This is a genomic window from Arthrobacter sp. 35W, from assembly GCF_000482545.1.
GTDB lineage: Bacteria > Actinomycetota > Actinomycetes > Actinomycetales > Micrococcaceae > Specibacter.
Window position 1 is genome coordinate 2,534,723 of the sequence record NZ_KI519454.1, and the last position, 16,888, is coordinate 2,551,610.

At 66.3% G+C, this 16,888-nt stretch carries 19 protein-coding genes and 1 other RNA gene; 3 read left to right on the forward strand and 17 right to left on the reverse strand.

Features of this window, described 5'->3' with window-relative positions:
• Window positions 1–118: 118 nt before the first annotated feature.
• Complete coding sequence (locus K254_RS0111350) at window positions 119–871, forward strand: helix-turn-helix domain-containing protein (protein ID WP_026555465.1); 753 nt, start codon at window positions 119–121, stop codon at window positions 869–871.
• On the forward strand, window positions 868–1,587 hold the full coding sequence (locus K254_RS0111355) for a hypothetical protein (RefSeq protein ID WP_035749229.1): 720 nt from the start codon (window positions 868–870) through the stop codon (window positions 1,585–1,587). The genes K254_RS0111350 and K254_RS0111355 overlap by 4 nt, the downstream gene beginning before the upstream one ends.
• A gap of 170 nt (window positions 1,588–1,757) precedes the next feature.
• Here the strand turns inward: K254_RS0111355 and K254_RS0111360 are convergent, their stop codons facing one another.
• From K254_RS0111360 to K254_RS0111370, 3 genes are all read right to left on the reverse strand, one after another.
• A complete protein-coding gene (locus K254_RS0111360) occupies window positions 1,758–2,477 on the reverse strand; it encodes an ATPase (RefSeq protein ID WP_026555467.1) in 720 nt (239 codons plus the stop codon).
• Window positions 2,478–2,479: 2 nt separating this feature from the next.
• Complete coding sequence (locus K254_RS22920; protein WP_081710017.1) at window positions 2,480–3,130, reverse strand: winged helix-turn-helix domain-containing protein; 651 nt, start codon at window positions 3,128–3,130, stop codon at window positions 2,480–2,482.
• A gap of 85 nt (window positions 3,131–3,215) precedes the next feature.
• Entirely contained in the window at window positions 3,216–4,289 is a 1,074-nt protein-coding gene (locus K254_RS0111370; RefSeq protein ID WP_026555468.1) for a hypothetical protein, read from the reverse strand.
• Between the two features lie 201 nt (window positions 4,290–4,490).
• Here K254_RS0111370 and ssrA point away from each other — a divergent pair.
• Window positions 4,491–4,857: a transfer-messenger RNA gene (ssrA, locus tag K254_RS25335) on the forward strand.
• A 75-nt stretch (window positions 4,858–4,932) separates the two neighbouring features.
• On the opposite strand, the gene K254_RS0111375 is transcribed toward ssrA, so the two are convergent.
• The 14 genes from K254_RS0111375 to K254_RS0111440 form a co-directional block, all read right to left on the reverse strand.
• Window positions 4,933–6,174 carry a glycoside hydrolase family 3 N-terminal domain-containing protein gene (locus tag K254_RS0111375; protein WP_081710018.1) on the reverse strand — a complete coding sequence of 414 codons (1,242 nt, stop codon included), beginning with the start codon at window positions 6,172–6,174 and terminating at the stop codon, window positions 4,933–4,935.
• A gap of 9 nt (window positions 6,175–6,183) precedes the next feature.
• Window positions 6,184–7,065 carry a cytochrome c oxidase assembly protein gene (locus K254_RS0111380; RefSeq protein ID WP_051389072.1) on the reverse strand — a complete coding sequence of 294 codons (882 nt, stop codon included), beginning with the start codon at window positions 7,063–7,065 and terminating at the stop codon, window positions 6,184–6,186.
• On the reverse strand, window positions 7,065–7,535 hold the full coding sequence (gene smpB / locus K254_RS0111385) for an SsrA-binding protein SmpB (RefSeq protein ID WP_026555471.1): 471 nt from the start codon (window positions 7,533–7,535) through the stop codon (window positions 7,065–7,067). Before smpB ends, K254_RS0111380 begins: the two co-directional genes overlap by 1 nt.
• Window positions 7,536–7,591: 56 nt before the next feature.
• Entirely contained in the window at window positions 7,592–8,956 is a 1,365-nt protein-coding gene (locus tag K254_RS0111390; protein WP_026555472.1) for a peptidoglycan DD-metalloendopeptidase family protein, read from the reverse strand.
• Between the two features lie 54 nt (window positions 8,957–9,010).
• Window positions 9,011–9,928, reverse strand: coding sequence for a permease-like cell division protein FtsX (gene ftsX, locus K254_RS0111395; protein ID WP_026555473.1), 918 nt, complete (start codon window positions 9,926–9,928; stop codon window positions 9,011–9,013).
• The gene (gene ftsE / locus K254_RS0111400) at window positions 9,925–10,719 is read right to left on the reverse strand and encodes a cell division ATP-binding protein FtsE (RefSeq protein ID WP_026555474.1); all 795 of its coding nucleotides are present in this window, start codon (window positions 10,717–10,719) and stop codon (window positions 9,925–9,927) included. Before ftsE ends, ftsX begins: the two co-directional genes overlap by 4 nt.
• Before the next feature lie 216 nt (window positions 10,720–10,935).
• Complete coding sequence (gene prfB, locus K254_RS0111405) at window positions 10,936–12,057, reverse strand: peptide chain release factor 2 (protein WP_026555475.1); 1,122 nt, start codon at window positions 12,055–12,057, stop codon at window positions 10,936–10,938.
• Window positions 12,058–12,103: 46 nt separating this feature from the next.
• On the reverse strand, window positions 12,104–12,562 hold the full coding sequence (locus tag K254_RS0111410; protein WP_231391820.1) for a pilus assembly protein TadG-related protein: 459 nt from the start codon (window positions 12,560–12,562) through the stop codon (window positions 12,104–12,106).
• Window positions 12,559–12,951, reverse strand: coding sequence for a hypothetical protein (locus tag K254_RS0111415; RefSeq protein ID WP_155848564.1), 393 nt, complete (start codon window positions 12,949–12,951; stop codon window positions 12,559–12,561). Before K254_RS0111415 ends, K254_RS0111410 begins: the two co-directional genes overlap by 4 nt.
• Window positions 12,952–13,009: 58 nt before the next feature.
• Window positions 13,010–13,357, reverse strand: coding sequence for a TadE family protein (locus K254_RS26165; protein ID WP_035749234.1), 348 nt, complete (start codon window positions 13,355–13,357; stop codon window positions 13,010–13,012).
• Between the two features lie 26 nt (window positions 13,358–13,383).
• Complete coding sequence (locus K254_RS26170; protein WP_051389189.1) at window positions 13,384–13,587, reverse strand: hypothetical protein; 204 nt, start codon at window positions 13,585–13,587, stop codon at window positions 13,384–13,386.
• 185 nt (window positions 13,588–13,772) lie between these two features.
• Window positions 13,773–14,714: a type II secretion system F family protein gene (locus tag K254_RS0111430; RefSeq protein ID WP_026555480.1), complete on the reverse strand. Its 942-nt coding sequence runs from the start codon at window positions 14,712–14,714 to the stop codon at window positions 13,773–13,775.
• Window positions 14,711–15,565: a type II secretion system F family protein gene (locus K254_RS0111435; RefSeq protein WP_026555481.1), complete on the reverse strand. Its 855-nt coding sequence runs from the start codon at window positions 15,563–15,565 to the stop codon at window positions 14,711–14,713. Before K254_RS0111435 ends, K254_RS0111430 begins: the two co-directional genes overlap by 4 nt.
• Complete coding sequence (locus K254_RS0111440) at window positions 15,565–16,788, reverse strand: CpaF family protein (protein WP_026555482.1); 1,224 nt, start codon at window positions 16,786–16,788, stop codon at window positions 15,565–15,567. Before K254_RS0111440 ends, K254_RS0111435 begins: the two co-directional genes overlap by 1 nt.
• Window positions 16,789–16,888: the final 100 nt, after the last annotated feature.

The following is a 16,888-nucleotide window of genomic DNA, read 5'->3' on the forward strand; positions in this document are numbered from 1 at the left end:
GCCCTGCAGCGTACAGCTGGCGCCCCTTGAGCCGGCAGGCACCACCTTGCTGGCCCGCACCTCCCGCGCCGTGACGTAGGATTCCCAGCAACCGCCACCGCACCAAGGAAGCCACCGAATGTCCGTGCCTGCCAAAGCCTTCCAGCAATGGCTCCACCGCTGCGCCCCCGGCCTGTCCAGCGCCGAGGTCTGCCGCATTGCGGGCATCAAACGCTCCACACTGGCCCAGCAGATGGTCCGCGGCAAGGTTTCGATCAGCACCATCGTGAGCATTGCCCGCGCCCTTGGGCTCGATGTTGTGGGCGCCTTGGCCGGTTTTGAGAAGTACCAGGACCTGCCCGACGGCGCAGCGCAGCCCACCGCGGCTGAATTGATCAGCCAGGTCTCCGATATGGACCTGCTGCGCGAAATCCTCAGCCGGCAGGGCAGCACCGAGAACCCTCCGCCGCCTGCAGGATCAACCTTTCCTCGGGATTGGGCGCTTGCGCCGCTGCCCCACCGCACCTCCGTGCGCTGTTGGATTGACGCCGTCGGGCCGGTGGACCTGCGCCAAAGGATCGCCAAAGAGGCAGCCATTGCCCCGCAGAACCTCTCCTCCCAAATCTCCGCCAATCGGCTGGCCCCAGACCTTGCCATCGTTGCAGCGCGCATCGCCGGCGTCGGTCTGACCAACGGGCTGGTTGTCACCGGAACCATCACCAGTGTCGAAGCGGGGTGGATGCCCGGGTCGCGGACGGCGGCCCTGCAGGCAATGCCGTCGGCTGCACTTGTCACGCTTGCCGCGGGTAGGCTGGAGAACTTGGGGAGAACCCTGCGTCGCTTCGATGCAGACAATGAGCAGGCTGCTGCGCTGTGGGAGAACCTCGGATGAGTACGGTTTTGCAATGGATGGCTCTGGCCGTGTCTCTGGCCTGCGCCGGCTGGCGGCTCCCGGCTGCCGTGAAGGGGCGCAATACGTCCTTGTTTTGGATGTTTGTGCTGCTCACAGTGGCCGTGGGGCTGAGCATCCCCGCCATCTACCTCACCGTGGACGGATGGCTGGGCGGGGTGAACGTGGCCAATCTGCTGATCCGCTTCTCGCTCTATGCCATCTTCTTCATCCTGGCATCCAAGATGGCGGCGGCCCACCGCTCCCGGCGCAGCCAGTGGTTGATCCGCGGGCCCGTCGGACTGGCGGCCCTGGGCCTGGTTGCGGCGGCAACATTGGTGTTTTTCGTGATCAGCGACCTGCCCGTGTCCAACACCGGGCTCGCGGGCTACTCGGAACAGTGGTCCGTCCAGGGCTATGCGGTTGCGGGCCGCCTGTACCCTGCCTACGCCGCTGCAGTCCTGGTGGGGCCGACGGCGGCCGCGGCCCGGACCGCGGCGCGGGCCATCAATCGGGCCTCCGCCGCCCTGCTCTGCCTAGCCTTCATCATGGTCGTGCTCGCCACCCTCGCGCAGATCTCGACCCTGCCCTTGAAGCCCTTTATCGATGTCATGTCCTATGGGTCCATCGTCTGTGTTGCGGCAGGCCTGGCGTTGGTGTGGGCATCCTTTCGCGGCCGCCCGCATGCCCCTCCAGTCAAACGGCCCGCAGCGCAATAGCAGTCTTTGGGGCACCGATGTACACAAAATCATTAGAACCTGCAATAATAATGATTGTGTGAACATGCGCCCTAGGGGATTCGGGCGGCACACGCTCTTTGGGGGGTGAGTGGTGGCCGGCAGCAGCCGGCCACCACTCAGTTGTTAACGCCATCAAATGGCAAATCTGCCTAGGCCGATGCGTAGAGCCCATCCAGCCATTGCTGCCACCGTGCACCTTCGGTGGCCGCGTCGGCACCGTCGGCGAACAAGTGGATGGTCATCCCGACCACCGAACCAAAGGCATTGCGGCCAAAGAACCGGTACATGGCATCGACCGTGCGCAGTCCAATGAAGTTCTCGTTCGAGAAATCCAGAACCGCTTCAAGCGCAGCACCATCGGGACCCAGCGCCCGCACGGCGCCACCCTGCACAGCCCCGTCCACGCCCAGCGAGCTGCGCAGCGTCTCAAACGCCTCCGGCGAACCCGACGCGGCGGGACCCTGGACATCGGCGAACGCTGCCTGCCGCCCGGAAAAATGCTTCACGTACTCCCCCAGCGTGTGCTGGTAGAACTCGGTGTGCCTGCGGGCGCCGTCGTACTGGTTGTCCCAATCGTCGAAGATCACGCCACTGTGCACATAGCGCAGCCAAGACCTGCCGCCCGCGCGCTCCTCGATCAGGTAGTCCAGGTGGTTGAAGAACCCGTTCTCGCCGTCAACATGGTTTGCGTAGTGGTGGGGCGGCTCCCAGGCGGTGACGACACTGCCAAACGGACCGGCGCCGCCGAGGCCTGGTTCCATCTCCATGGGCCACAACCAGCCCGACGTCCCGGCCGTGGCCGCGTCAAAGACCTGCTGCGGAGTGCCGTCGATCTCGGTTTCGGCGACAATCTCAAATTCCCTGCCCATGCTTATTCTCCTTGGTTGCGGCCGGCCTGCGCCCCGGCGGTGGAGGCTGCGATCGAGCCGGCGGCGGGTGCCTGCGCGGTGATGGTTGGATGCAGCGCGACGACGATCCGGTGCCGGCGCCCGCCCGGGACGGAGCCGCCGTCGTACTTGGTAGCGAGGGCGGCCACGGCCAGCCCCAGTTCCCGGGCAAAGGCAGCCCTGTCGGCGGCCGTGGCAAAGGTGACCTCGCCATCAATGGCAAAGGTGGCGAGCGGCTTCTTGGCCGCCGCCGCACCCCTGACCAGGGCGCCCACATCGCGGACCAGGCGTGCGGCCAGGGCCAGCATCCAGCGGGCCGAGAGCGCATCCCGGGACAGCTCCGGATCCGGCGCCACCAGTGGCGAAGCGGCCGGGGAGATGACAAAGGACTGGGCAACGGCGGCCATGACCCGCTCCGTGACGTTGCCCTTGCGCCGCTCCTGGACCAGTTCCACGAGGCCGTGGCGCTCCAGCGACTTGAGATGGTAGTTCACCTTCTGCCGGGGCAGCCCGACGCGCGCCGCCAATGCGGCGGCCGACGCCGGAACCCGCAATTCGGCCAGCAGCGCAGCCCTGATGGGGTCCAGCGATGCCTCTGCGGCCTGGGGGTCCTCAATCACGGCAATGTCCAACATGGGTCCAGCATGCCACCGAACAATTAATTTGTCCAGAACTATTGTTCTTTCGGTTGGCGTCTATGCACCCGCAGCCCGGCCGGCTCTAGTACAGCCCGCCGCCGAAGGCCTCGGACAGCGCATGGCGGGCAAAGGGCTCGACCACCACGTGCCCGTCCAGGGTCACCAGACCAAGTTCGGCCAAGGCGTCAAGCCGCTCGGTGACAAACCGCCCCACCTCTTCATCGACGTCGTCCCCGGCCTCCTGCTGCGCATAAACCTGCTCGACAGTGAGCGGCTGGATTCCGGTGGCCAGCGACAGAACGCCGACGGCGATGGTCTGGGCCATCTCACGGTCCCCCACCTCGGAGGCCGATTCCTCCACGAGCTCGGCCATCACCATGGACCCCACGCCGCGGTGTTCCACCACCTGGTCTTCGGGCGCGCCGGACAAGAAGGCCGGCACCTCCTCGGATGGCGTCGCGACACCGTCGTTGACCAACACCAGCTCCATGTCCATCAATGCCAACCAGATGGCCTGGGCGTGCGGGTTCGCTGCCGCAGCCAGAAAGCCGTCAAGTTCGCGCGGCAGCGGCGCTTCCCCGGCCTCAACGGGCTGCCCCTCCCCCAACCAGGTGAGGATCGAGGTGGCGCTGCGGATCAACGGCGTGGCTGCCCAGCCGGCCAGCTCCTCCTCGATGCTCAGCTCGGGGACGAAGAAGTCCAGACCGCCCAGTGGAGCATCGGCGGCCATGTAGAGTCCCTCCCGTACCTCGGCAAGCTGTCCACCGGTGCCCGTCCAGCGGCCGGACTCTTCCAGGAACTGGACATAGAAGCGTGCGGCGTCGAGGATGTCGGCTGCCAGCTCATCGTCCGGCTCGGCCTCGATCAATGCCTCCACGGCCTGGGTGAACTCCGGGCCGAATGCTGTCTCCTGCGCCTCGGCGGCGGCTTGGAAGTGGGCGCCCACCACCGCCTCGATCTCGGAAAACACCTCCACTGCCACAGCGGCCGTACCGCCACTGGCGGCAAACCAGTCAACGAAGGCGGGCGTCAGCTCGGCCAGCGCGTTCCTGGCCCGGACGGCACCAACACTGGTTCCGCCGGGAGTGCCGTTCGCGCCGGGAGCGCCCTGGCCCTTGGCCGGCTTCTTCGGTGCAGACTTCTTCTGTGCAGCCATGGCGGCGTGCCTCCTGTGTGGTGGGGATTCTTTTCGGAGATTATCGGCATTTGAAGCGGGAGGACAACTCCACCGCGCCCCGCATGGCGCCGGAACGGGGCATGGATTCCAGCACCGGGAACAAAAGCGGGACCGGGTGCGCTAGACTTAATAGTCCACAGGCAGTGCGGTTTGCTGCAGGTGGGATTGACAACACCATATGGGGATGATCGGTTTCGACGATGTTAGTCGCGACAGGTGAAGCGGGCCGAGGATACAGGGTTATCTCGTAAACGCTCTCTGTAAACCAATAAGTGCCGATTCTAAGCGCACTGACTTCGCTCTCGCTGCCTAAGCAGTAAGACAGTCCGTCAGCCCGGGTACGCCTTCGACCCGGTTCCTGGCGTCATTTAGAAGGCCACTGCTCTTAACCCTCGTTGCAGGGGTTGAGGGGACTCTTATGTAACTGAGCCTGGCAACTACTCGTTTGCAAGATAGTTGGGGCTGAGAAAAACCGCCGCAAACTGCGCCCGGAGAAGCCCTGGCAACACAACATCGGACGGGGGTTCAATTCCCCCCATCTCCACATAGCGAAGGGCCCCCTCATCATGAGGGGGCCCTTGGTGTTTAAGGCTCGTCCAACTGTGCGCCCGGCGGGCCGCGGTCAGCGGGCCAGGAGCCCCCTGGCGTCCTTGGCCTCGAGCACCAGCAAGGCAGCCTTGTCCACGAGCGCGGCAAAGGCGGGGTCCGCCGCCGCACGGTCCAGCACCCCCTGGTACATGGCGGCAACCATCGATTGGTTGGTGCACAGGGCCATGGTCCCGCCGGCGGCGATGAATCCCGCGGCCCGCTCGGCCAGCGGCACCACCGACAACTGGACGGCATCGCAGATGTCGTCCGTGACGATGACCCCCTTGAAGCCGAGGTCGCCGCGGACCATGTCCGTCACGATCGTGGCCGAGAAGGGCGCCATGGCCGTGGGGTCGATCGCCGGATAGCTGGCATTGGAGACCATCAGCCAGCCAGCGCCGGCGTCCACGGCTGTGCGGAACGGGGCGATGTAGGGATCATTGCGGACCGTCACGGCATCGGTGACGCCGCTGGACACGTCCGTGTTGGCCTCCACCCGGCCCAGCCCCGGGAAGTGCTTGACGGTGGCCTGGACGCCCGCAGCCTGCATGCCCAGCGTAAAGGCCGTGCCGTGGCTGGCAACAACCTCGGGCGTGTAGCCGTATTCCCGGCCAAAGTAGCCGATGGGTGCGTTGCTGGGGGCAAAGGCCGCACTGGGCACTGTGTCCATCACCGGCGCCAGATTGACGTTGATGCCGGCGGAGGCGAGCTCGCTCCCCCACTGCTGGGCATCGGCGCGCAGCTGCGCCGGATCCAAGGCGCCCTGCTCGATCGCGGCGGGGATGATGGAGAATCCGGGCCCCTTCATGATCTGCACCAGACCGCCCTCCTGGTCGGTGGCCACAAAGGGCGCCACCCCGGGCACCGCGCTCTCTACCTGGCCGCGAAGCCCCGCCACCACCGCCGCCATGGCTGCGGCGCCGTCGACGGTGCGGCCCTTCATGAACACATTGCCCACGCTCAGATCCGCCAGCGCGGCAGAGGTGTTGGCGTCCGGACCGGCCACGGGCGAGCTCACCATGAACAACTGGCCCACCCGCTGTTCCAGGGACAACCTGGCCAGAGCCGTCTGGGCGGCCGACGGCGGTGGGGGCGGCGGCGTCGTCGGCTCACTTGTGCTCGGCGGGTCGGAGGACGCCGTGGGGTCACTGGACGGGGATCCCGAGGCGGCAGACCCCCCTTGGAAGAGGGAGCCGTTGACGCCCAGCACCACGACGAGCAGGAGCACGGCCACCGCCGCAGCGGCGATCCACCATCGACGCGTTGCCTTCACCATGGGTTGCCCCTATCCCCTGTTCCGCAGGTGGACGGCATTGAGCGCATCCATCTCTTCATCGCTCATGGCGTCAAGCACCTTGCGCTCCCCCTTGTCGGTGCGGGAAAACTGGACAAAGAGCAAGATCATGATGGGCAGGTCCGCGGCCTCGCAAATGAACCACAGCCAGTCCCCGGCCAATTGCTGGTCGCGCAACGGGTTGGGGAACCACGGCGGCACCTGTGACGTGGGTGCGGCCGCGTGGTCAAGGATGGCGGTGTTCAGCCGAAGGGCAACACCGGGGATGGCATCGGCCAACAACTCAATGAACGCGAAAACGAACTGCAGCATCAGCAGGGACGTGGTGGTCCGCGTCCCGGCCTCCGTCACCGGCAGCACCAGCAGCAGACCCAGCAGTGGTATGCAGACGCCCAGCAGCGCCTCAACCACGGGATCAAGCCGCGCAATGCCTGCCAAAGGAGTCAGCAGAACGGAGAACGCGACCAGCCCAATGACGGGCGCCACGGTGCTGTTGCCGAAGAATTTTAGTGGCCAGGTGGCCAGCCGGGACAGCCGGGCCCGCAGGGAGGCATGGGTGGTGGCTGCCCTGGCCACACCCAGCGGAAGTCCAAGGGCCATGAGCATCGGCACCACAAAGAGCAGCAGTGCCAGCCGGATGGAGAAGGCCCAGCGCAGCTCGGCGGAGTAGGTGCCCAGGAAGCCGAAGCTGACCCAGGCGTAGCTGCCCAGGCCCAGAATATAGAAGGCCAGCACGCGCCAGAGCGGCCAGGTGGTGCCCGCACGGGCGGATTTGGCCAGCCCGACGCCATACAGTGTTCCAGCGGCAAGAACGAGTGCCAGGGCCCACGGGTCCAGGCTCCACACCGAAAAGAACACTCCCAGCGGTGGCATCAGCCCCGGTTTTTCTCTCGCATGTCGCGCAGCGCCTCGCGGTTGTCCTGCTTTTCCCGCAGCGTCTGGCGCTTGTCGTAGTCCTTCTTGCCCTTGGCGATGGCGATTTCGACCTTGGCGCGGCCGTTGAGGAAGTACAGCTGCAGTGGCACGATCGTGAAGCCGGATTCACGCGTCTTGTGCGCAATCTTTTCCAGCTCTTCACGGTGCAGCAGCAGCTTGCGGCGGCGGCGCGCAGTGTGGTTGGTCCAGCTGCCGTTGAGGTACTCGGGGATGTAGGCAGCTTCCAAGTACAACTCATCGTTGTAGAAGGTGGCAAAACCGTCCACCAGGGACGCCCGGCCCTCGCGCAGCGATTTCACCTCGGTGCCCATGAGGACCAGACCGGCCTCATAGGTGTCCATGATGTGGTAGTCGTGCCGGGCCTTCCGATTGGTGGCCACTACCTTCAGGCCACTTTCCTTAGGCACGGTCGAACTCCTTTACGCAGATGGATGCAAAGGGACAGTCTAGCAAGCGCTGCCTGCTAGCCGCCCAACACGGTCAGAGGGTCAACGGGGCTGCCGTTGAGCCAGGTTTCAAAGTGGGCGTGGCAGCCGGTGGAGTTGCCGGTGTTGCCGGAGTAGCCCACCAGCTGGCCGCTCTGCACACGCTGTCCGGCAGAGACGATCACCGAGCTGTTGTGGTAGTAGACGGTCATCAGGGCGTTGCCCTGCACCACGCCGTGGCTGATCCACAGGACATTGCCACCGCCGGTGACGACGTTGGTCTGCCCGGCGAGCACGACTGTGCCGTCGGCCGGGGCATAGATGGGGGTTCCACACGGTGCACCGAAATCGATGCCGCTGTGCAGGTAGTAGCCGGTGCCGTTGAAGTCCATGGTGCCCTCGGGCACGGCGCGCCAGCCGAAGCCGGAGGTGATGGGGATGTTTGCCGCGAAGGGGTGGCGCAGGCCGAAGGCCGATGGATTCCCTGGGGCGGGCGGAACGTAGTTGCTGCCATTGCCGGCGGCAGCGGCTGCCTCGCGGGCCGCCTTCTCGGCCGCCTCGCGCTCCTGCCGCTGGCGCTCGGCGATTTGGCCGGCCACGTTGTTGCGCTCCGACTCGACGGCGGCCAGCTTGGCCTCGATCTCCGGCTTGCGGGCGGTCAGCTCCGCGTTCAGGGCTGCGGCGTCGGCAATGAGCTTGTCAACGGCGGCCTTCTTGGCCGCGGCCTCGTCGCGGGCGGCCTGCTCCGCAGCCAGTGCGGCGTCGGCCTTGGCCTTCAGGTCCGCGATCTCCGCCTCGACGGCGGCCAGGCGGGCCTGGGAGTTGATGTTGGTCGCATTCTGGGCCGACAGCTTGTCCAGCGTCGCCTTCTGGCTGCGCATGGCGGAATCCGCCATGTCCATCGTGCGGGCCAGGTCCGAGCCGCCGCTGGAACCCAGCAGCAGGCCCAGATTGGTGGGCACTCCACCGGACTTGTAGGTCTGGGCGGCGATCTGCCCAATCACCTTCTTGGCATCGGCGGCCTTCTTCTTGTCGGCCTCGATCGCAGCGGTGATCTTGTCCTTGTTCTGCTGGGCGAGGTCCACCCGGGCGGCCAGGGCTTCGGCCTCGGCCGCGGCGGCGCCGACCCGCGTCTGCGCATCGGCGAGGGCCTGCTGGGCCCCGGGCAGCTGGCCCTGGAACAGGGTCAGATCGGCGGCGGCCTTGGCCAGCGAGGAGTCAACGAATTCCAAGGAGGACTGGACCTGGTTGGCCTGCTCCTGCAGGGCCGCAGCCTTGTCGTCCAGATCATCGGCCCGGGCAGGTCCGGAGGCCAGCAGCGAACCGGCCACCAGGGCCGCCAGGACGGCACCGCTTGCGGCTCCCAGCAACCGGCGGCGCAGCACTGCCCCGCCTCGCGCCATCCGCTTCGGTTGTGTCCCCACTGTTGTCTCCTCGTTCCCCAGACCCATGGTCCGCTAAACCTTCAGGTATTTCCGCAGCGTCATCGCCGACGATATGCCGGCGAGCACAATTCCCAAGACAATCAATATCGGCACCAGCACCAGCGCCTGGCTTACTGAGATGAAAGCTACGTCCCTGAACCTCTCGGCCAGATACCCCACGATGAAGAACTGGGCCACAGCCCAGACTGCCACGGACGCCAGCGCGGCACCAATGACCGCCGCGATCACGCCCTCGAGTACGAAGGGCAGTTGGATCACTGTCTTGGAGGCACCCACCAGACGCATGATGCCTGTCTCCCGGCGCCGGCTGAAGGCCGAGAGCCGGATGGTGGTGGCAATGAGCAGGATGGCACAGATGATCATCAGACCGGCCAGGACCAATGCCACCGCCGAGGCGTTGTTCATAATCTCGAACATCGGCTCCAGCAGCTGACGTTGGTCGATCACCGAATCAACACCGGGGACGGCCGAAAAAGTTTCTGCAATGATCCTGTACTTTTCCGGGTCGACAAGGCTCACGCGGAAAGATGAGGGCAGTTGGTCGCTCGAAACGGCGTCGACAATGGGTGAGTTCTTGAACTGTTCGCGGAAGTGCGTCATCGCATCCTCCTGGGACTCGTAGGTCCAGGATTCGATGTACGGCTTGACGGCAGGGGACTCCAGCATCGTGGTGATGGTGGCCTGCTGCTCAGCCGTCACAGGTCCGGAAGCGCAGCTCGCAGCTGGGGAATTGTTGTCGCCACAGAGGAAGACAGCCACCTGGACCTTGTCGTACCAGTAGCCCTTCATCTGGCTGATCTGCATCTGCATCATGCCCGCGGCGCCGACAAAGAACAGGGAAACGAACGTCACCAGGATCACCGAGGTGACCATGGACAGGTTGCGGCGAAGGCCCGAGCCGATTTCGCCCAGGATGAAGGCCAGTCTCACAGTCCGGCCTCCTTGGCCAGCGCGTCGGCGCGTTCACCGGAAACGGCACGCATCCGTCCGGTGGCGGTGGGCACGCCGTCGTCGCCGTTGGCGCGGACCACCGGCAGCATGGAGGTGTACAGGGCCTTCGCTTCATCACGCAGAATCACACCGTTGCGCAGCTCGATCACGCGCTTGCGCATCTCATTGACGATGTCGTCATCGTGCGTGGCCATGACCACCGTGGTGCCGTTCTGGTTGATCTTGTCCAGCACCTTCATGATGCCCAGCGATGTGGTGGGGTCAAGGTTTCCCGTCGGCTCATCGGCCAGCAGGATGCCGGGGTTGTTCACGACGGCGCGGGCGATGGCCACACGCTGCTGCTCACCACCGGAAAGTTCATGGGGAAGGCGGTTTTCCTTGCCTTCCAGACCCACCGTCTTAAGCACCTCGGGCACGCGGTCGTTGATGATGCCGCGGCTCCTGCCGATCACCTGCATGGCAAAGGCGACGTTGCCGAACACAGTCTTGTTGGGCAGCAGGCGGAAATCCTGGAACACCACACCGATGCCGCGGCGGAGCTTGGGCACGCGCCAGCTGGAAATGTTGGCGACGTTCTGCCCGGCCACGTAGACGGCCCCACGGGTGGCAAGTTCTTCCTTGAGCACCAGGCGCAGGAAGGTGGATTTGCCCGAACCGGAGGAGCCGACGAGGAAGACGAACTCGCCGCGGTCGATTTCCAGAGACACGGAATCCAGCGCGGGGCGGGTTTTCCTGTCGTAGACCTTGGTGACACTATCGAAACGAATCATGACTCTTCTGACGCCCTTCCAGCGAACGGTGCTGGCACGCCGGTGCTCGGGCATGGTGGGGGGAAGAAACCACCGGCTTCTCGACTATAGACATCCGGTGCCGCCAATCCGGGGCATGCGGCAGGCGTGTCCGAAGATAAAAGGCTGTGGATATGCTCGGCGCCGCCGGCCGCCACGGGCTCAGGGCTCCATGGTGTCCGACGGCGGCAGCCGGTTCTACTGCGCGGCGGCGGCGTTGCGGTTGTCGGCGCGCCAGCGGATTCCCGCGTCGATGAAGTCGTCAATCTCGCCATCCAGCACGGCGGCAGTGCTGCCCACCTCGTGCAGGGTGCGCAGGTCCTTGACCATCTGGTACGGATTGAGGACATAGGAGCGCATCTGGTCGCCCCAGGAGGCCTTCACATCGCCGGCCAGCGCCTTCTTTTCCGCGTTCTCCTCTGCCTTTTTCAGCAGCAGCAGGCGGGACTGGAGCACACGCATGGCAGCGGCGCGGTTTTGCAGCTGCGACTTCTCGTTCTGCATCGACACCACCGTGCCGGTGGGGATGTGCGTGAGACGGACGGCGGAGTCGGTGGTGTTCACGGACTGGCCGCCGGGGCCCGAGGAACGGAAAACGTCCACGCGGATCTCGTTGTCCGGGACCTCGATGCTGTCCGTCTGCTCGATGAGCGGGATGACCTCCACTGCCGCGAAGGACGTCTGGCGGCGGCCCTGGTTGTCGAAGGGGCTGATCCGCACCAGGCGGTGGGTGCCCGCCTCGACGCTGAGCGTGCCAAAGGCGTAGGGTGCCTTGACCTCGAAGGTGGCGGACTTCAGCCCCGCCTCTTCGGCGTAGGAGGTGTCCAGCACCGCCGTCGGGTAGCCATGGCGTTCGGCCCAGCGCAGGTACATGCGCAGCAGCATCTCGGCAAAGTCCGCCGCATCCACGCCACCGGCACCCGCACGGATGGTGATCACGGCCTCGCGCTCGTCGTACTCACCCGAGAGCAGGGTCGTGATTTCCAGATCCTGCAGGGACTTCTGCAGCGCCGGAAGCTCCTTGGCCGCCTCGGCCAGGGAATCGGCATCCCCCTCGTCCTGGGCCAGTTCCACCAGCACCTCGAGGTCGTCGATCCGGGCCAGAAGGTTTTCCAGCTTCTCCAGCTTGGACTGGGCATGGCTGAGCCGGCTCGTCACCTTCTGGGCGGCGGCGGGGTCGTCCCAGAGGTTGGGGGCGCCGGCCTGGTCGGAGAGGTCCTCGATGTCCTCCTTGAGCTTGTCCACCTCGGACACACGCTCAATGGAGATGTAGGTGGCGCGCAGCGCCTTGATTTCTGCGGGAAAATCGATCTCAGCCATGATGATCTAGCCTACGCCACGCGCTCCCCCTCCACCGGCCCGGCCCTCAACGTGTCAGCTGCGAGCGCGCGGTGCCGGTGGCCGTGATGGGGATGCCGTCCGGCACCAGAAAGTTGATGAAAACGGGGCGGACGACGGCGGTCAACGTCACCACCGCCGTGTGCCCGTCCGGGCTGCCGGTGGCCGGGTCCACCGAGAGGGCGGCAAAGCGCTCGTAGGAATTGTTGAGCTGCAGGTAGGCCGCCACGGCACCGTTGATCCTGGCCTGGGACAGCTGCGCGGCCGGAGGACCGTCGCCGCCGACGACGCCGGACAGCGTGAAGCTGTCGGCCGCCGCCACGGCGGCACCGTCTGCGGCCGAGAGCAGTTTCTTGTGTTCGATGTAGATGCTCGACGCCGCCGCGACCACCGTGGCCAGCAGCAGGGCGAGCAGCACATAGCCGATGAGCAGGATCATCAGCTGCCCGGATTCCTCCTCCCCCGGTTCTTGCTCTGGGATTCTCACCGGAACCTGCCGACCACCTGGCTGGCCACGGAATCCACCGTGGCAGCGTCCAGGGATGCACCGGGCAGGGAGGGCACTCCGGGCAGTGGAACCCTGAGCGTGACTGTCGCCGTCACTGTGGACCCCGGCGCCAGACACCCCGCCGCCGAGCAGGCGATGTCCAGCCGGGCATCGTCCAGGGAGAATCCATGGTCCCGAAGGGCCAGCGCCACGGCGACCTCGGCCGCCGCCCGCCCCCGGGCCGGATCGGCTTCGGCAGCAAAAACCTTGGCAGCCTGGTCCGCCGCGCCCACCACCGCGTAGGCGCCGCCCTGGAGCTGGCCCAGTGTGAGCACCAAGTACACGACAGGGATCATCAGCAGCACGGCCAGGAACACAAATTCCAGCACGGCGCTCCCCTGCTCGGCTGCACCGTCCTGTCCATCGGCCGCGAGCCGCTTCCGCAGGCTACGGAGCAAGCGCCGCATGGCCGCTCACAGTCATCGTTTGGGCCGGTCCCAGCAGCCCGACCACCGGCAGCGCCGACTGCACCGTCACCGTCAGAACCTGCACGCCGTCGATCATCTCCACGGCCGTTGACACCTCCCGCGCATAGCCCGGGCCCAAGGCGTTGGTGATCAGCATCGCCGTCCGTTCCTGGGCGTCGCCGGAGTTCCGGTCCGCCAGCGTCCCGTAGCGGGCACCGGAGGATGCGGCATCCACCACCGTATTGCGGACGTGCAGCACCAGGGCCAGCTGGACCACGGCCAGGAAGAGCACCGTCAACAGCGCCGAGACCAGAACAAAGTCCACCACCGCCGAGCCGGCCTCATCTGCCGCGGCTACGGTTTGGCGGTGACCTGGCTGATGGCCTGGTTGAAGAGTCCCTCCAATGCCGGCCCGGCGATGGCGAGCAATCCGGCCACCAAGACGGCGGACATCAAAGTGATCATTACCCACCCGGGTACGTCGCCCCGTTCGCCGCCGTCGTCGTTCCTGCCCGCGGCTCTGTCCCACAACGACCTGCCGCCTTGGGCCAACGCCATCAGGATGGCCATGGTGCCGAGCACCAGCGGCACGCTGAACGGCCGCAGCGTCCTCGCCCCGGCATCGCCCGGCGTCGTCCGGCCCTGCTCCGCCGTCGGTTTCGTGAAATCCTCCATTGCCTTCCCCTTTGCTTGATTGTTCCTGTCCCTGACTGCATGTCGTGTTCGTCCATCCGTGTGCCATCTCAAAACCCCAGCGACAGTGCCGCGAACCCCGGAAAGACGGCAAAGACGACTGTCAGCGGCAGGATGCCAAAGACCAGCGGCACCATCATGCCGATTTCCTTCTTGCCGGCGGATTCCATCAGCTCGCGTTTGGCCATGTCCCGCACGTCCTGGGCCTGCGCCCGCAGAACATCGGCCAAGGGCGTTCCGCGCTGGACGGCCACGCTGATCCCGTCCACAAAGCGCATCAGTGCCGGAACCCGGTTGCGGTGCGAGAACTGCTCCAGCGCCTCAATGAGCGGCGTGCCTGAGCGCATCTGGGCCAGCACCATGCCAAATTCGGTCGACAGATCCCCGCGCGAGGACCGGCAGACCCGCTCCAAGGCGCCCGTGGCGCTCTCCCCCGCGCTGACGGCCAACGCCATGAGTTCAGCCAGCGAGGGGAACTCGGCGAGCATCCGCCCATGGCGGCGGCGGATGGCGGCGCTGAGCAGATAGTCCTTGAAAAGGTAGCCGCCCACCGACAACCCGATGACGCCGGTGACCGCCAGCGGGACGTTGAGCCGCCCCACGGCAGCGGCCATCAACACGGCCACCGTGGCAACGGCGAAGCCGCCGGCGGCCCAGAGCAGCTGCGTGGCACGGAACTCCAACGCCGTCTGGCGCCGTCCCGCCTGCTGAAGCCGCAGGGTCAACGCCGTCGTGCCAATGTTGAATCTGCCCAGCTGGCCCGCCGCGTCCGCCAGGATGGCCCGCAGCAGCCGTTCGAGGGGTCCAAACAGGACCGTCGGCCCGTCGGATTCCGCCAGAAGCCGGGACTGCGGCGCCACCGAGCGCAGTTGTGGCTCGATGCGCTCGGCAAAGGTCGGACGCCGCATGAACGGCAGCCGCACCAGCACCAGCCACAGCCCCGCGCCAAGGACCAGCCCGGCTGTGACGGCGGCAAACAATTCGCCGCTCACCGCAGGACCCTTTCGTCCGCCGGCAGCGCCCCGATCCGCAGCATCACCCGGTAGCAGATGACAGAGACCACCAGCCCGCCAATGAGCACCACCCAGCCCGCCGCCGAGTTGTAGGCCCCGATGGCCTCCGGACGGGTGGCCAGCAGCATCAGGACCAGCCAGGGTGAAGCAATGGCCAGTTTGGCGGCATTGACCGTCCACGACTGCCGCGCCTCAAGTTCACTGCGGGTGCGGGCGTTGTCGCGGAGAAACTCGCTCAACGTTCCCAGCAGACGGCCGAGATCTGACCCGCCCACCTCACGGGTGAGGCGCAGCGCCTCCACAATCCTGTCCGCCACGGGATCCGCCAGACGGTCCTTGAGCCGCTCCAGCGAGGCGTCAAACTGCCCGCTGGAGCGGTAGTCGGCACCAAAGTCCGCGAAGACGCTCCGCAGTTCCGGTGGACCCTTCTCACCCAGCTGGATCAACCCCTCGGGCAGGGACAGCCCGGCGCGGATGGCCGATCTGAGGTGGTCCACCACATCCGGCCACAATTCACGCAGCAGGGCGCTCCGCCGCCGGGCCCGCCAGCGCGCGGCGGCAAGCGGCAGGTAGGCGCTGAACAGGCCAAAGCACAGGGCAATGGGCAGCGAACGCGTGATGGCAAAGAACGCCAGGACGGTGAACGCCCCCACGGCCAGGCAGCTGGCAAGGAATCCACTCGAGCTGACCTTCTCCACACCGGCGCGCAGCAGCAGTTCCTGGATCCGGTCCGGCCGCGCGTGCAGGCGCGCCTGCGCTGTGCGGGGCCAGCAGGACCACCAGATGAGGAACAGCCCCATCCCGCCCATCAGCCCGACGGCGGCGGCCATCAGCGTGCCCCCAGCAGGGCCGCCACGTCATAGCCGGCGGCGGCGAACTTCTCCGGCGAGGGCATCGCGGATGCCGAGACGGCCAGCCGCCCCTCCACCAGGGCAAAGACCATGCTGGACTCGATCACACCGTTCTCCACCCGCCGTCCCAGCGAGAGGATCTCCACCACCTGCCGCTGCCCCGTCGCGTGGCGGGTGCAGTGCACCACCAGGTCGATGCAGGAGGCCACAGTGGGCACCACAAAGGAGGAGCTGATGTTCGTCCCGGCCAGCAGCGGCAGTGTGCAGATCTTGACGACGGCGTCATGGGCGGAGTTCGCGTGGATGCTTCCCATCCCTGGAAGCCCACTATTAAGCGCAATCAGCATGTCCAGGCTTTCGGCCTCCCGGACCTCGCCCACAATGAGGCGGTCCGGCCGCATGCGCAGGGCCTCCTTGACCAGCCGGCGCAGCGGGATCTCCCCCTCGCCCTCAAGGTTCGGCTGGCGGCATTGCAACCCCACGACATCGCGCAGGGGCAGGGCGAGCTCGAAAATCTCCTCCACCGTGACCACCCGTTCGCGGGATCCGATGCTGGCGCCCAGGCAGTTGAGCATCGTCGTCTTGCCCGCCTGCGTTGCGCCGGAAACCAGAATGTTCAGGCCACTGCTGACGGCGGCGCCGAGAAACCTGGCAGCATCGCTGGTCAGCGAACCGAGTTCCACCAGATGGTCCAGCCGGCTCGCCTTCAGCGTGAATTTGCGGATGTTCACGGCCCAATGCCTGCGTGTGACATCGGGGATCACCACGTGGAGGCGGGATCCGTCCGGCAATGCGGCATCCACGAAGGGGCTGCTCAAGTCCAGGCGCCGCCCGGAACTCTTCAGCATCCGCTCCACCAGATCACGGACCTGCTGGTCGGTGAACGCCAGGGCAGTGAGTTCGGATTCCCCGTGCCGGGCCACGTAGACCTCCGTGGGGGAATTGATCCAAATCTCTTCGATGGCAGGATCATCCAGCAGCGGTTGCAGCGCACCAAAGCCGGCGACGGCGTCAAACACGCTCCGGCGGGCGGCATCCGTCGGGCCCAGAGGCGGCACGGCGCCCAGCATGGCCCGCTCGTCGTAGTCGGTGACGGCCGCGTCCACCAGCTGCCGGACCTCCTGCACCTGCTGCAGCGGGTCCAGACCCCGGCGCCGGATGAGCTCGCGGACTTCGTCTTCGACCAGGCTCAGTGCTTCCATGGCTCCCCCAGTCGTCTGGTCGGTTCGACGCCGGCCCCTCGGCGGGGCTTTGGGTGAGAGCCTAAGGGCTGCATTTGGCGTGCATCAAGAGGGTCCGGAG